Source organism: Halosaccharopolyspora lacisalsi (assembly GCF_014137975.1).
Taxonomy (GTDB): Bacteria; Actinomycetota; Actinomycetes; order Mycobacteriales; family Pseudonocardiaceae; genus Halosaccharopolyspora; species Halosaccharopolyspora lacisalsi.
In genome coordinates this window covers 109332-124198 of record NZ_JACGWZ010000003.1, presented here as the reverse complement: position 1 = coordinate 124198, position 14867 = coordinate 109332, and the positions used below count along the sequence as shown (strand labels likewise).

Annotated in this window: 13 protein-coding genes; 3 read left to right on the top strand and 10 right to left on the bottom strand. The window is 67.2% G+C overall.

The window, feature by feature from the left end; translation table 11 throughout:
* Positions 1-117 precede the first annotated feature (117 nt).
* Both FHX42_RS12070 and FHX42_RS12065 read right to left on the bottom strand, forming a co-directional pair.
* A complete protein-coding gene (locus FHX42_RS12070) occupies positions 118-300 on the bottom strand; it encodes a DUF397 domain-containing protein (protein WP_182544374.1) in 183 nt (60 codons plus the stop codon).
* Positions 301-309: 9 nt separating this feature from the next.
* The gene (locus FHX42_RS12065; RefSeq protein ID WP_268898390.1) at positions 310-1245 is read right to left on the bottom strand and encodes a helix-turn-helix domain-containing protein; all 936 of its coding nucleotides are present in this window, start codon (positions 1243-1245) and stop codon (positions 310-312) included.
* A gap of 59 nt (positions 1246-1304) precedes the next feature.
* Here FHX42_RS12065 and FHX42_RS12060 point away from each other — a divergent pair, with 59 nt between their 5' ends.
* Positions 1305-1595, top strand: a complete 291-nt coding sequence (locus FHX42_RS12060; RefSeq protein WP_182542870.1) for a hypothetical protein — start codon at positions 1305-1307, stop codon at positions 1593-1595.
* A gap of 64 nt (positions 1596-1659) precedes the next feature.
* Here FHX42_RS12060 and FHX42_RS12055 read toward each other — a convergent pair whose 3' ends face one another.
* Positions 1660-3750 carry a transglycosylase domain-containing protein gene (locus tag FHX42_RS12055; protein ID WP_182544372.1) on the bottom strand — a complete coding sequence of 697 codons (2091 nt, stop codon included), beginning with the start codon at positions 3748-3750 and terminating at the stop codon, positions 1660-1662.
* A gap of 297 nt (positions 3751-4047) precedes the next feature.
* Here FHX42_RS12055 and FHX42_RS12050 point away from each other — a divergent pair, with 297 nt between their 5' ends.
* On the top strand, positions 4048-4428 hold the full coding sequence (locus tag FHX42_RS12050) for a hypothetical protein (protein ID WP_182544371.1): 381 nt from the start codon (positions 4048-4050) through the stop codon (positions 4426-4428).
* Positions 4429-4518: 90 nt separating this feature from the next.
* On the opposite strand, the gene FHX42_RS12045 is transcribed toward FHX42_RS12050, so the two are convergent.
* From FHX42_RS12045 to FHX42_RS12025, 5 genes are all read right to left on the bottom strand, one after another.
* Positions 4519-4914, bottom strand: coding sequence for a hypothetical protein (locus FHX42_RS12045; RefSeq protein WP_328796071.1), 396 nt, complete (start codon positions 4912-4914; stop codon positions 4519-4521).
* A 32-nt stretch (positions 4915-4946) separates the two neighbouring features.
* Positions 4947-6056 carry a formate/nitrite transporter family protein gene (locus tag FHX42_RS12040; RefSeq protein ID WP_182544369.1) on the bottom strand — a complete coding sequence of 370 codons (1110 nt, stop codon included), beginning with the start codon at positions 6054-6056 and terminating at the stop codon, positions 4947-4949.
* Between the two features lie 607 nt (positions 6057-6663).
* The gene (locus tag FHX42_RS12035; RefSeq protein WP_182544368.1) at positions 6664-7818 is read right to left on the bottom strand and encodes an MFS transporter; all 1155 of its coding nucleotides are present in this window, start codon (positions 7816-7818) and stop codon (positions 6664-6666) included.
* Between the two features lie 138 nt (positions 7819-7956).
* Positions 7957-8724 carry a DUF6319 family protein gene (locus tag FHX42_RS12030; protein ID WP_182544367.1) on the bottom strand — a complete coding sequence of 256 codons (768 nt, stop codon included), beginning with the start codon at positions 8722-8724 and terminating at the stop codon, positions 7957-7959.
* Between the two features lie 148 nt (positions 8725-8872).
* Positions 8873-10357 carry a flavin-containing monooxygenase gene (locus FHX42_RS12025; RefSeq protein WP_182544366.1) on the bottom strand — a complete coding sequence of 495 codons (1485 nt, stop codon included), beginning with the start codon at positions 10355-10357 and terminating at the stop codon, positions 8873-8875.
* Positions 10358-10463: 106 nt separating this feature from the next.
* Here FHX42_RS12025 and FHX42_RS12020 point away from each other — a divergent pair, with 106 nt between their 5' ends.
* A complete protein-coding gene (locus FHX42_RS12020; RefSeq protein ID WP_182544365.1) occupies positions 10464-11081 on the top strand; it encodes a TetR/AcrR family transcriptional regulator in 618 nt (205 codons plus the stop codon).
* A 96-nt stretch (positions 11082-11177) separates the two neighbouring features.
* On the opposite strand, the gene FHX42_RS12015 is transcribed toward FHX42_RS12020, so the two are convergent.
* Positions 11178-13400, bottom strand: a complete 2223-nt coding sequence (locus tag FHX42_RS12015; protein ID WP_182544364.1) for a 3-hydroxyacyl-CoA dehydrogenase NAD-binding domain-containing protein — start codon at positions 13398-13400, stop codon at positions 11178-11180.
* 250 nt (positions 13401-13650) lie between these two features.
* A complete protein-coding gene (locus tag FHX42_RS12010) occupies positions 13651-14862 on the bottom strand; it encodes an acetyl-CoA C-acetyltransferase (protein WP_182544363.1) in 1212 nt (403 codons plus the stop codon).
* Positions 14863-14867: the final 5 nt, after the last annotated feature.

Genomic DNA, 14867 nt, shown 5'->3' with positions numbered 1-14867 from the left:
AACCGCGAAAACGACCACCCGGTGCACCTCGCGCACCGGGTGGTCGACGGGCAGCGGCGCCACCGGCAAACTCTCGTGAATCTTGGTCATGGCGGTGTACCAGGTGCGTCCCGGAGCTTACTCGTTCAGTCGGGACAAGAACGCCGACCAGCGCTGACGGTCCACCTGCAACACGGGACCGTGCGGGTCCTTCGAGTCCCGCAGAGCCACCCCACCAGCCACGAACGCCACCTCGACGCAGTTGCCCTGGTTCATGCTGCGGGACGACTTCCTCCACGCCGTGACGGGCACAGTTCGCACTTCACACCTCTACACCAGGTCAACGATCACACTTTCGATGAGCTCGGTCGATTGTCGCTGATCGAGCGCTTCATCACGAAGAGCTTTCGCGATTGAGGCATAGGTCTCCGCCAGCTTCGGGTCCTCGACGTCGTAGCGAGCACCGAGCACGGGATGGCTCTCCAGGAACACTCCGGGACTGAAATCCTCGAACTCCAACAGGACGAACTTGCCGTCCATCCCGGAATGCGCACCGACACCGGTAGGCATGACCTGCACGTCCACATGAGGCAATGCCGCCATCGTCGCGAGATGGCGAAGCTGCGCCAGGAGAACGTCCCTCCCTCCGATGGGACGCCGAAGCACGGACTCCTCGATCACCACGTGCAGAGCCAAAGGATCAGAGTCGGTAAGCCGCTGCTGGCGTTCCAGACGGAGTGCGGCGACCTTCTCTCGATCGTGAGCAGCCACGCTACGACTGGCCGAGGTCAACGCCGCCGCATAGTCCTGGGTTTGCAGCAAGCCGGGGACGACCAGCTGCTCGTAGTTGAACTCCCGCAGTGCCTCGCCTTCCGATCCCAGGAAGAAAGCGAACCAATCTTCGACGACATCGGCATAGGGTGCCCACCAGCTTGGCTCAGCGGAACGCTTGGCCTGTTCCACCAGCGGGTTGAGTTCAGCTTGCGCGACACCGTAGAACTTGAGCAGATCGCGCACGTCCCGATGCTGGAGTCGGTACATACCGGCCTCCATCTGGCTGATCTTCCCTCGCGAGCACCCCAACTCCTCAGCAGCCTCGTTGGTCGTCCTGCCCGCTTCGGTGCGCGCATGGCGTAGTTGCGCTCCGATTCGTCGACGCAGTGACGCCGGGTCCGTCCTCGCTGCCACACGCACCTCCTCAAGACGAGCACCAGTCTCTCTCAGCGGCGATCGAACACCACGATCACCCGATCGTGGCTTTCTCATGCTAACCGTTAGCCATTAACGTGTTAGCCAGATTGCAGTCACCGACCCGAGGAGGGACAATGACCGACACCGACACCACCGCATCCGAGTGGCGCCCCTGGGCCACGCGGGAGGAGTTCCTGGCCGAGCTGCAGGACATGGTCACCGAGAACGCCCCGGCCGTCTTCGCGCTGTGCCAGGAGATCGGCGAGTACCAGGACGGCGTCGTCGCCTACTGGGGCATCGCCCACGACGACCACACCGACCTCATCGGAACCGGCGGCAGCATCCACACCGGATTCCGCGACGCCACCACCGCCCACAAGCGCCTCGCCCGCGCCCACCCCACCCTCCACCTCATCTGGGCATAACCAGTCACACCGCTGTGGGGGTCCACAACTCTCCCCAAGTTGTGAACCCCCACGGGCGACACAGCTACGGCCGGGGAGGGATGCCGGGCAACGGCGCCACCGGCAAGCCCTCGTGGATCTTGGTCATGGCGTTGTACCAGGTACGCCCCGGGACCGTCCCGCCGTAGAGGTTGCCACCGTTGTCCCCGCACAAGTAGGGCGGCTTGCCGGGACCGCCGACGCAGATCCCCTCCAGATCACTGCCGCTGGTGAACGTCAGCACCGCACCGGCCATCTGCGGGGTGGCCCCGACGAAGGCGGCGGAGTGGTAGCGCTGGGTGGTTCCGGTCTTGGCCATGACCGGCCGGTTCCACCCGGAGGACTTCGCCGCGGCGTGGGACGTACCGCCCGGCAGGTGGTCCTTGCCCAGCCCCTGTGCCAACGCGGCGGCGACGTGCGGCGAGACCACCTGTTCACAGGGCGCCTCCGGGAGCCGGACCGGATCACCGTTGCGGTCCTTCACGGACTCGAGCGGGGTCGGAGGACACCACACGCCACCACTGGAGATCGTGGCCATGACGTTGGACAGCTCCAGCACGCTCACCGACGAGACCCCGAGGGTGAACGATCCGGAGTCGTACTTCTTGACGGTCTCGGCCTCGGACATTTCGCCCTTTTGCAGCGATTTTCCCTGGGCGTCCGTCTTGTTCAAGCTCCGGCGCAGCCCGAGCTTGGAAGCCATGTTCACGACATTGTCGACACCGACCTTCTCCTCGAGCATGATGAAGCCCGTGTTCGGTGAGGTCGCCAGGGCGTCCTGCAACGTCCTGGGGCCGGGCGCCACGCCTTCGGCGTTGCCGACCGTGTACGGATCACCCGGTTTGCCGTACTTCGTGGACGAGTACGTCGGTGGCACGGGTATCACGTCGTGGATGCTCTTGCCCTGCTTGAGGGCCGCCGCTGCCGTGAAGATCTTGAACACCGACCCGGCGCCGAACGGCTGAACATCGCTGACGATGTCGCGAGCCGTCTGCCCCTTGCTCGCGTCGTTGCCGTAGTCGCGGTTGGCGACGAGCGCACGCACCTTGTGCTTGTCCTTGCCGGGTTCGACCACTGCCATCGCGTTGGCGATGCCCGGAGTGCGAGTCGGCACCTGCGCCTCGGCCGCTTTCTTGGCCTCCTGGGTGTCCTCACGACTCATCGTGGTGCGGATGGTGTAGCCACCGCCGTCCAGCTTGTCCCGGTCGATGCCGGCCCGCCGCAAGTAATCGAGCACGTAGTTGCAGAAGAAGCCGTTGGCGGCACCGTCCCCGATGGTCACGCAGCCGTTCGGCGGGCGACCCAGCGGGGAGAGCACGTCGAGCGGTTGCTTCTTCGCCCGCTCGGCGGCGGCCTCGGAGATCCTGAACCTGTTGGAGTGGCTGGCCATGAGATCGATGACCAGGTTGCGGCGCTGCAACGCGTCCTGCGGGTTGGTGTTGGGGTTCAGCGCCCCGGGAGCGTTGACGATCGCGGCGAGCAGCGCCGACTGCGGGATGGACAGCTTGTCCGGGGTCGTGCCGAAGTAGGTCTGGGCGGCCGCACCGACCCCGAAGGTCTGGTTTCCGAACGGCACCACGTTCAGGTAGCCGGCCAGGATCTCCTTCTTGCTCATGGTGCGCTCGAGCTCGACGGCGATCCGGGCCTCCCGCAGCTTGCGCGCGACGGTGGTCGCCTGCGCCTCCTGCCGCTCGACGTCGTTGTCTGCCAGGACGTGCACCCGGTAGTTCTTCACGTACTGCTGGGTGATGGTGGAGGCGCCCTGGGTCACCGAACCGCTGCTGATGTTGGCCGCCATCGCGCGCATCGTGCCCTGCCAGTCCACACCCCGGTGGTCCCAGAACCGCTTGTCCTCGATCGCGGTGATGGCGACCTTCATGGTCTGGGAGATGCGCTCCTTCGGAGTCGGAATCCGGTAGTCGTCGTAGAAGTAGGCCAGCGGCTTGCCGTTGCGGTCGGTGACCTTGGTCGTCAACGGCATCTGCCCCTTGGCCATGGTCGCCGACATGTTCGACATCGCCGAGGTCGTCTCGTTGACGAAGGCGCCGGCGCCGAAGGCCATCGGCATGGCCAGACTCGCCACCAGCACGCCCGAGAGAACACACAGTCCGAAGAGCTTCAGCAGCCCGCTGCGCACACCAGCCCCAATCCCTAGTTCTCGCTGTCGGGCAGCGGCGAAGTCCGAGCTTCGCCGCTGGGGAACATCGCTCACCGGCCGTGTCCGAAGGCCGCCGGAGATCCCCATGTGTCACTAGTTTGATACCACACTCGCCCGGGAGAACTTCGTGATGGCTTACTCATCGCAGTGTGAGCATCGCCGCTGCTTCGTGGCGAACGAACCCGGGCTTTTCGACCACCATCGGCGTCGGAATCACTACACTGAGAGTTCGACGACGTCCCGGCGCGGCGCGCCGATCTCAGCCACGGAGGCATCATGACCGACCCGTTCCTGGAATCCATCGCGGCCGCGCTGGCCGGTCAGGCCGCCGCCGGACTCGGCGCTGCGGGGCTCAAGGCGCTGGAGAAGGTGCGCGAACTGGTGCGGCGCAAGTCGCAGGACGATCCCCGGACGCAGGCCGCGCTGGAAGGTGCCGAGGACCGTCCCGCCGACCACCCGAAGGTGGAGGCGCTGGCCGAACGACTGGATCAGGTCACCACCGCGGACCCGGACTTCGACGGGCGGCTGCGCTCCGAGGGCGCGGCGATCCACAGGGAGCTGAACGCCACCGAAGGCGGAGTCGTCAACGAGAACTCCGGCACCGTCACCGGCACGCTCGTGCAGGGGCAGAACTTCGGTGACCTCACCATCAACTGAGGACTCCGCGCGGAAGCACCTGCAGCGGGCCGATGGTCAACCTGCGGCGCACAGGAGCAAAGCGGCTCCGCCGCTTTGCCGAAAGGCCCCCTACCCGCGCTCGTCGCGGTCGTTGAGCTCGGCGAGGTAGCGGTTGTAGGCGGCCAGATCCGGGTCCTCGTCCGGATCCACGGACGGAGCAGGCGGCGGTACGAGGGGGCGCCGCCGCTGCCGGACATCGGCGGCCGGCTCCTCGTCGTGTTCGACCGCGGCCCCGGAGCTCTCCTCCGGAGGCCGCTGGTCCATGCGCGCCACCTGGTACCAGAGGAAGAGCACGAACGCACCGAACAACGGCCATTGCAGGGCGTAACCGAGATTGCGGAAGCTTCCGCCCGCCTCGTGCGCACTCTCCCACTGCCACCAGCCCAGCCAGAGCGTGGCACCGAAGGCCGCGAGAAACACCAGGTGCAACAACACCCAACGCGGACTCAGCAAGCTACGGTTCACGCCCCGCATTCTAGTGGCTCACCGACTCCTCTTCACGAAGCCGTTTGGGCAGGACGCGGACGCAGTGTCAGCTCGCCGCGCTTGCCCTTGCGCTCCACGATCAAGTAATCGTGGTGATCCTCGACCACGGGCTCGATCTCGGGGAACTGGTGCCCGCTGACCACCGCGAACCATCGGGGGTGGCTGCGCAGATGGCGGTACCGCTCGATGGTCATCATGATCTCGGAGGTGCACTGGGCGTTGGAGCACTCGCACACGAAATGAGCGGTGGCCTCGGCCTCACCGCCCTGCTTCGGGCTCCGTGAGAGTTGCTCGCTGCGGCGGCGGAACACGCTCTCGTTCTCGGCCAGGCGCCGCGCGCGGCGCCGGTTCAGCTGGGAACCACCGCGGACCTGACCGTAGTTGAACAACGAGACGAGGAACACGCCGCCGATGATGTTGCCGCTGGTGGCTACCAGCAGCCACACCACGTACGCCCCGACGGAGGTCGCCCCGCTGAGGACCGCACCCAGGATGTAGCCGCTGGAGGCGATGCAGTGGGCGAATCCCAGCAGGCCGACCGGGAAGGTGATCAACCAGATCACGGCGATCTGCCCGATCGTGCGCTGGGCGCTGGTGACCAGCCACGACATCAGGGCGATCAGGAAACCTCCGAGAACACCGCTGCTGAAGACCCGAAGCAGCGGCTGCTCCACGGCCGTGGTCCCCAGCTCCATCAGCTCGGTGAGCACCTCGGGTTTCAGCGCCCCGGTAACGGTCGCCAGCACCGCGAAGAGCAACGCACCGATCACGTTGGCGACGAACACGACCGCCCACAGCCGCAGCGTGGCCATCAGATGGCGACGCTCCTCCAGTATGAGCACGACGGGGAACAAGGTGTTCTCGGTGAACAGCTGGGCACGGCCGATCACCACCGCGATGAACCCCAGTGGGTAGAAGAGCTTGGCGATGAACTCGCCTCCAGGACCGGGCAACGCCGCCAGCGCGCCGGCCACCCCCAGACCGGTCAACCCCATGAACAGCCCGGCGGCGACCCCGGAAAAGGCCAGAGCGCTGGCCGTGCGGTTCAGCTCGGAACGAGCGTCGACGAGGACGCGGTCATAGATCTCACGCGCGGTCAACCGTCCCAGCTCAGGGGCCATCTGCACACCTCGATCCTTCCAAGGAACCGGCGAGCGTCCGGGCACACGACAACGGACTCAGTAACAGGGAAATACACACGGCCGTCTACGCTACCCGGCGGGCACGAACCCGACAGAGCGGCCGGGCCGATCGTCACCGGCCCGCCACCGGATGTTCGGCGACGATTCCGCGGACGTCGAATCACGCGTTACCGTTTTTCGGCGCCGCCGAAATCCGCGGCTCTTCGCTCGGAAGTGCACGGCGAGTACCACGCAGCCTACCAATGCGACGAGAAACGCTTAGAGCAGCGGATCCACGCAGGCCGGAACCAGGTCGAGAACCTTCCCGTTCGCTCGCACGCACTCGACCTCCACCGGAAACGCCTCGTCGTCCACTACCAGGAAATCGCCCGCACCGGACTGATATCCCCGAGCGGCGAATAAAACAGCACGACGAAAAGCACCCCCGTAAACCGACACCCCCCGGAAGCTCACGGAACATTTCCGGAGCACGAATCACCCGACATCGACCCCGCAACGGAGATCACGCGAGGGAAACAGTACCCCGACCACGGGATCAAACATTCTTCTTTCCGGCAACGAGGCAGCCACCCGGTCACCGCCGACGTCACGAACGACGCCGGGCGATCGCCACGGTCACGGGGACACCGCAGGCCACGAGCACGGCCGCGGCGGTGAACGTCGTCGGGTGGTCGGCGGCGGCCACCACCGCCCCGAAACCCACCGACCCCAGACCGTTTCCCGCGTCGTAAGCGATGTTCCACGCCGTGCTCGCCGTGGCCGAGTCGGCGCGGTCGAACATCAACACCAGCGTGGCGTTCTGGAGGGCACCGAAACCGGCACCGAGCCCGAGAGCTCCGGGCACCGCCGCCCAGGCCGGTCCGGTCGCGGCCAGCGCCACCACGACCAGGCCGAGGCAGGCTATCGCCGCGGAGGGAAGCGGGATCCACCGCGAACCGAAGCGATCGCCCAGCTGCCCGGCCACCCACCGGAATCCCACCGTGGCCACTCCGAAAGCCAGCAGCGCGACGGGGCTCACCGCGTCCGCCACCGCCAGTGGCAGGAAGGCGACCAGGCCGCCGGCCGCGATCGACACCGCCAGCATCACCAGCCACGGCGACAGCAGGCTCACCGGGAACGGGGACGAACGGCCGGGTCCGGCTTCGGGGGTGCGCCGGGGTACTCGCGCGATGCCGAAAGCAGCTCCTGCCGCGGCGACGGGCAGGGCTCCCGCGACCCAGAACAGCAGTTCGAAGCCCACGTATCTCGCCAACCACACGCCGACCGGCAGCAGCACGGCGTTGGGCAGTCCCACGGCGAGTCCGTACAGCCCGGTGGCCCGCCCGCGCTGTGCGGCGGGCACGAGCTCGGCCACCAGAGCACTGCCGGTCACCGTCAACATGCCGAAGCCGACGCCCCGCACTCCCGAGACCGCCAGCAAGGGCCAGAGCTCGGTGGAAACCGCGAACAGCGGAGTGGGCACACCGATCAGCAAGGTGCCCACCCCCAGCGCGACCCTGTGGTCGACCCGGCGCAGCGACCACGGCATGAACAGTTGAGTCAATACCGTGATCAGCATGAACACCCCGTTGGTCGCGCCGGCCGCGACCTCGCCGGAGCCCCCGGTCACCGCCCACAGCGGCACCACGGGCAGCAGCAACACGTATCCGGAGAAGGCTCCGAGCGTGGCCACCAACAACAGCAGGAAGGACCGGTCGCGCAACACGCTCTCGCGCGCGTGCGGTGCGGCACGGGAAGGCATGCGACCTCCGGTAGGAGCGTCGGAGCGCGCCGGGGGACGGCGTAGGCGTTCACGACACGAAGAAGGCGGTACCCCAGGGGGATAGGAGGTACCGCCTCGGCTCAGTGTAACCGGTGAACCCGGTCGTGATCGAACTGGTCAGTGATCCAGTTCGTCCAGCTTCTGCTGGGCGTCGGAGAGCTCGCGCTGCAATTGTTCGATCCGGCTGCGCTGCTGTTCGCGGGCAGCCTCCAGCATCGGTTCCACCGCATCGGCGACGTCGACGTGCAGGGTCCTGGCCGCCTGGCCGACGACGGAGGCGGGCACCGAGGTGGGACGCAGCACCCGCTTCTTGCCGTTGTTGACCTCGACGCTCCACTGGCCCTCCGCATCGGCGGTCAGCGTCACAGTCGCCCCCGCGTGCTGGGCCGCCTTCCGCTTGGCGGTGCCACCGGAACGCGTGGCGCTCGACTTCGTCTCGGACTTACCGGAGTCGGCCGTGCCACCGTCGGCAGCGCTCCCCGAGGGTTTCGTCTCCGACTTCTCCGAAGCCTTCGCCCCCGCCTTGCCCGACGTCTTCGCCTCCGACTTCTCCGAGGACTTCGCCTCCGACTTCTCCGACGTCCGCTTCGCCGAACTCGCCTTGACATCGCTCGCGGAACGCTCGCCGGAGTTCTTGACCTTGCGTTCGGGTTTGACCACGGTGACCTCACCCGCGGAGAACGACAGGACGTCCTTGGACCCCGCCGGCCGTACCTGGATGAAATCTCCCTCGGCGGGCTCACCGAGCGCGGTCACCTTGCCGGAACGTCCCTGTTCGACACCGACCGCGGCGGCGGTGAACCACACCGTGGGGGTGGTTCCAGCGGCCAACTCCTCACGCAGGCCGTTGATCTCCTCGGACGAGAGCGCGCGGGCCTGAGACATCGGTGCCCTCCGGTCGGTGGGACGGTGCCGCACCCCGGCCACGGGCGACAGCCGCGAGCGACAACCGCAAGCGACGGGGTCCGACGAAACCATGTTGATCGTGACACACACAGTGTATCGAACCCCAGTGCGAAACCTCATCCGACCTTTAGGCGGCCTCGATCTCGTAGTCGGCCGGATCCGCCTTGCGAGTGCGCAGCCAGTACTTCCACGAGAATCCGGGCCACACGGTGCGGTTGACCCCGTTGGCGTCCAGGTACCAGCTCTGGCAACCCCCGGTCGACCACACCGACTCGCCGAGCTCGGACTGGATCCCGCGATTGAACTCGTCCTGGACCGACTGTCGCACGTCGAGCTGCGCGATGTCGCCGCGCACCAGCGGGCGCAGACAACTCATCACGTAGTTGATCTGCGACTCGATCATGAACACCACGGAGTTGTGCCCCAACCCGGTGTTCGGCCCGAGCAGGAAGAACAGGTTCGGGAAGCCCGAGACGGTCATGCCCAGGTGAGCTTCCATGCCGTGCTGCCAGGCGTCCCGGAGCTTGCGGCCGTCGCGCCCGACGATCTCGAGGTGGTCGAAGGCATCGGTGACGTGGAACCCGGTACCGTAGATGATCGCGTCCACCGGGTGCTCCTCGCCGTCACCGGTGATCACCGAACGCTCACGCACCTCGGAGATACCGCTGGTGCGCAGGTCCACGTTGGGCTTGTTCAGCGCCGGGTAGTAGTCGCTGGAGAGCAGGATCCGCTTGCACCCCATGGAGTAGTCCGGGGTCACGGCCTCGCGCACCCGGGGATCCTCGACCGTCCTGCGGATGTAGTACTTGGCCAGCTTCTCGGAGATCCGCTGCAACTTCGGCTGCTGGATCACCGCGACCGAGCGCAGCTCCAGGGTCCAGTAGACCACCGCCCTCGCGGCTCGCTGCAACGGCGGGAAGCGCCGGAACCAGCGTTGCAACCGCTCGGGGATGGGCCGGTCCGGTTTGGGCTGAATCCACGGGGGCGTGCGCTGGAACAGGTGCAGGCGCGCGGCCTCCTTCGCGACCTGCGGGACGAACTGGATCGCGCTGGCCCCGGTACCCACCACGGCGACCCGCTTGCCCTCGAGGTCGTAGTCGTGGTTCCAGTCCGCCGAGTGGAAGACCTCGCCCTCGAACTTCTCCACTCCGGACAGATCCGGATAGCTCGGCAGGTGCAGCGCGCCGATACCGGAGACCAGCGCCTTGCCCACGTACCCCGTTCCGTCCGCGGTGCTGACCCGCCAGGTGTGCGCGCGCTCGTCCCACTCGGCACCGGTGAACTCGACACCGTAGTGGATGTGCTCGTTCACGCCGTACTTGTCGGCGCAGTGCCGCAGGTAGTCCGAGATCTCCTGCTGACCGGCGAACATGCGCGACCAGTCGGGATTCTGCTCGAAGGAGAACGAGTACATCAGCGAGGGCACGTCGCACGCGCACCCCGGGTACGTGTTGTCCCGCCACGTGCCGCCGAGCGACTCGGCCTTTTCTAGCACGATGAAGTCGATACCGGCCTGCTTCAGCCGGATCGCCGTACCCAACCCGGAGAACCCGGTGCCGACGATCACCACCGATGCCTGGTATTCGCGTCGGTTGCGCACCTTCTTCGCCATCACCGAACCTCCTCGACTCGACGCCGATGTGAACCTACTAACAAGTAGCTTACTATGAGTAGATTACTTTCGGTAGGGCTGTTTTCGCTGCGATAGAGTCGAGACCGTGAAGGTTGAGCGGACAGTCACCTCGGGGACCACCGACGCCCCTCGTAAGCGGCTCTCCCGAGCCGAGCGTGAGCGCCAGATCCTCGCGGTCGCCGAGGAGGTCTTCGCCACCCGCGGATACCAGGCCGCGTCGATGGACGACATCGCCGACCGCGTCGGCCTCTCCAAACCGATGCTCTACGAGTACTTCGGTTCCAAGGACGGGCTGCTACTGGCCTGCCTGGAGCGCGCCAAGCGCGAACTCCTGGACAGCACCGCCGCGGCCGCGGGCGACGCGGACAACGCCGAACAGCTGCTGCACGACTGCCTGCTGGCGTTCTTCCGGTTCAGCGACGAGCACAAACAGGCATGGGCCCTGCTGCGCAACGAATCGGCGGTACTCAGCGTCCCGATCAACTCGGAGCTGGAGGCGATCCGGGGCCAGCAGGTGGAACTCACGGCCGAGTTGATGCGCACGGCCCGTCCCGACCTGTCCCAACAGCGCCTCGAAGCGTTCGCCGAGGCGATCATCGGCGCCTGCGAACGCATGGCGATGTGGCGGGAACGACGACCGGAGATCACCTCCGACCAGGCCACCGAGCACCTCATGGCCCTGGTCGCCCCCGGCCTGACGTAAGCGATCCGGTTCGCACGAGGTGCGGACGGTCTCGCGCGAAACCGCGGAGGTCACGGTTCCGCGCGAGACCGGCGACACACCTGCCCACCGGGGTCGTCACGCGGCGGCTACCGCCGAGACCACCTCGGCATCCGGCTCCCCCAGCGCGAACAGCTCACCGGACTCGGCCCTGCGCACCAACGAGCGCGGGGGCTCGAACCGCGAGCCGTACCCGGCGGCCAGCTCCCGCGACCGCCGGACGAAACCGGCGAGTCCGCCCGGGTAGCCGTTCATGTACTGCACCACACCGCCGGTCCACGCCGGGAAGCCGATGCCGAAGATCGAACCGATGTTGGCGTCGGGCACCGACTCGATGACGCCCTCGTCCAGGCAGCGCGCGGTCTCCAGCGCCTCGACGAACAGCATGCGCTCCTGAAGATCGGCGAAGTTCACCTGTTGCGGGTCACGGCTGCCTGCGCCGAAGTGCTCGGTCAGCCCCGACCACAGTCCGGCACGCTGGCCGTCGGTGTACTCGTAGAAGCCGGCACCGCCGGAACGCCCCTTGCGGCCGAACTCCTCGACCATGCGGTCCAGCACCTCGTCGGCCGGATGCGGGGTCCAGACCTCGCCCGCGGCCTCGACAGCCTGCCTGGTCTCCTCCCTGATCTTGCGCGGCAGCGTCAGGGTGAGCTCGTCGAAGAGCTGGAGGACGGGAGCGGGGAAGCCCGCCTGCGCCGAGGCCTGCTCGATCGAGGCCGCGTGCACCCCCTCGGACAGCATCGCCACTCCCTCGTTGAGGAAGGTGCCGATGACCCTGCTGGTGAAGAAGCCCCGGCTGTCGTTGACCACGATCGGCGTCTTGTTGATCTGACGCACCACGTCGAAGGCACGGGCCAACGCCTCGTCTCCGGTCCGCTCGCCACGAATGATCTCCACCAGCGGCATCTTGTCCACCGGCGAGAAGAAGTGCAGACCGATGAAGTCGGCACTCCTGCCGACCCCCTCGGCCAGACCGGTGATCGGCAGGGTCGAGGTGTTCGACGTGATCAGCGCGTCCGCGGCGATGACCTCCTCCGCCTCGGCGTAGACCTGGTGCTTGACCTTCGTGTCCTCGAAGACGGCCTCGATGACCAGATCGCACCCGGCGAGATCGTCGGCCCGGTCGGTGGGAGTGATCCGGGACAGCACCTCGTCACGCTGCGACTCGCTGGAGCGGCCCTTGGAGACCGCCTTGTCGAGCACCTTGCGCGAGTAGTCCTTGCCCTTGGTGGCGGCGTCGACGGAGATGTCCTTGAGCACCACCTCCATCCCCGCCTTGGCGCACACGTGGGCGATGCCGCCACCCATCATGCCGCCGCCGAGCACCGCGACCTTGCTCGCCTGCCACTGCGGCACCCCGCCCGGGCGGCTGCCGCCGGAGTTGACGTGTTCCAGGTCGAAGAAGAACGCCTTGCTCATGTTCTTCGAGGTCTGACCGCAGAGCAGCTCCAGGAAGTAGCGGCCCTCGATGGTCAGCGCGGTGTCCACATCGACCTGCGCACCCTCCACCGCAGCGCACATGATGTTGCGGGGGGCGGGCAACGGCGCACCCTTGAGCTGCTTCTTCAGGTTCGCGGGGAAGGCGGGGAGGTTGGCGGCGAACTTCGGGTCCGAGGGGGTCCCACCGGGAATCCTGTACCCCTTGCGGTCCCACGGCTGGTCGGCCTCCGGATTGGCCTTGATCCACGCCTTGGCGCGGGAGAGCAGCTGATCGGTGTCGTCGACGAGCTCGTCGACGAGGCCGAGCTCCTCGGCCTTGCCCGGGCGCAGCCGCTGCCCCTGGGTGAGCACCTGCAACAGCGCGTCGGCGATGCCGAGCAGCCGCACGGTGCGCACGACGCCACCGGCACCGGGCAGCAGACCGAGGCTCACCTCGGGAAAACCGAAGCGCACCCCCGAACCGTCCACCGCGATCCGGTGGTGGCACCCGAGGGCGATTTCGAGGCCGCCGCCCAGCGCGGTCCCGTTCAGCGCGGCGACGACCGGAACACCCAGCGTTTCCAGGCGCCGCAGCTGCTCCTTGGCCTTGGTGCTGGTCTCGGCGACCTCGGTGACGTTGTCGGGCCGCGCCCGGATCAGCTCGCGCAGGTCGCCCCCGGCGAAGAAGGTCTTCTTCGCCGAGGTGAGCACGACACCGGTGATCCGGTCGCGCTCGTCCTCGAGTCGCTGCAGGGTCTGCTCCATCGAGCGCAGGTAGCGCTCGTTCATGGTGTTGGCCTGCTGCTGGGGATCGTCCAGGGTGAGCACGACGATGCCGTCGGCGTCGCGATCAGTCCAGCGAATGGTGCTCTGGTCGCTCATGAATTCGGTGTCCTTCGGAGACTGGGGGCTGAGGAATGGATCGCGGGCCTGCGGGCGATTTTCTTTTGCTCTTGGTCGTTCCGCGCGGGTGATCAGCCTGAGCAAGGGACCCAGCTCCGCCGTCTCGTTTGGATGCATCCCACGGCGGAAGGCCACGTGATGTAGGCGGCCACCCGAGGTGGCCTCCGACACGGCAAGGCGCCAAATGAGGCGGCGGTTCAGCAACCACCTGCGCAGGCCCCAACACTGATCAGGTTCGCTCGACGATGGTGGCGATTCCCATGCCTCCACCGATGCACAGGGTGGCCAGCCCGTAGCGCTGCTGACGACGTTCCAGCTCGTCGACGAGCGTGCCGAGGATCATGGCTCCGGTGGCGCCGAGCGGGTGCCCCATCGCGATGGCACCACCGTTGACGTTCACCTTCTCGTGCGGCACCCCGAAGTCCTTCATGAACTTCAGCGGGACGGCGGCGAAGGCCTCGTTGATCTCCACCAGGTCGATCTCGTCGATCGTCATGGACGCCTTGGACAGCGCCTTGCGCACGGCGGGACCGGGGCCCGTCAGCATGATGGTCGGGTCACCACCGCTGAGCGCGGCGGCGACGACCCGGGCGCGCGGACGCATGCCGGTGCGGTCGCCGAAGCTCTCACCGCCGACCAGGGTCAACGCGGCACCGTCGACGATGCCGGAGGAGTTGCCCGGGGTGTGCACGTGGTCGATGCTTTCCACCCAGTGGTACTTCTGCAGCGTGACGGCGTCGAAGCCGCCCACGTCGCCGATCCCGGCGAAGGAGGGTTGCAGCTCACCGAGCTTGTCCACCGTGGTGTTGCCGCGGATGTGTTCGTCCTGCTCCAGCACGGACAGCCCGTTGCGGTCGGTGACGGGCATGACGGAGTCGGAGAAGCGGCCGTCGGCCCAGGCCTTGGCGGCGCGGGTCTGCGACTCGGCGGCGAAGGCGTCCACCGTCTCGCGGTCGAAGCCCTCCATGGTGGCGATGAGGTCGGCGCCGATGCCCTGCGGGACGAAGGAGGTGTCCAGGTTGGTCTCGGGGTCCATCGCCCAGGCCCCGCCGTCGGTGCCCAGCGGAACGCGGGACATGGACTCCACGCCGCCGGCCAGCACGACGTCCTCCCAGCCCGAACGCACCTTCTGGGCGGCCGTGTTCACGGCTTCGAGGCCGGAAGCGCAGAAGCGGTTGAGCTGGACGCCGCTGACGGTGTTCGGCAGCCCGGCCGCCAGCGCGGCGGTCTTGGCGATGTCCGAGCCCTGGTCGGAGACGGGCGAGACCACGCCGAGCACGACGTCGTCGATCACCTCGGGGTCCAACTCGGGATGGCGACGGCGGAGCTCGTGGATGAGGTCGACGACCAGGTCGATCGGTTTGGTCCCGTACAGTGACCCGGTTTTCTTGCCGCGACCGCGCGGAGTGCGGATCGCGTCGTAGACGAACGCCTCGGACATGGGCG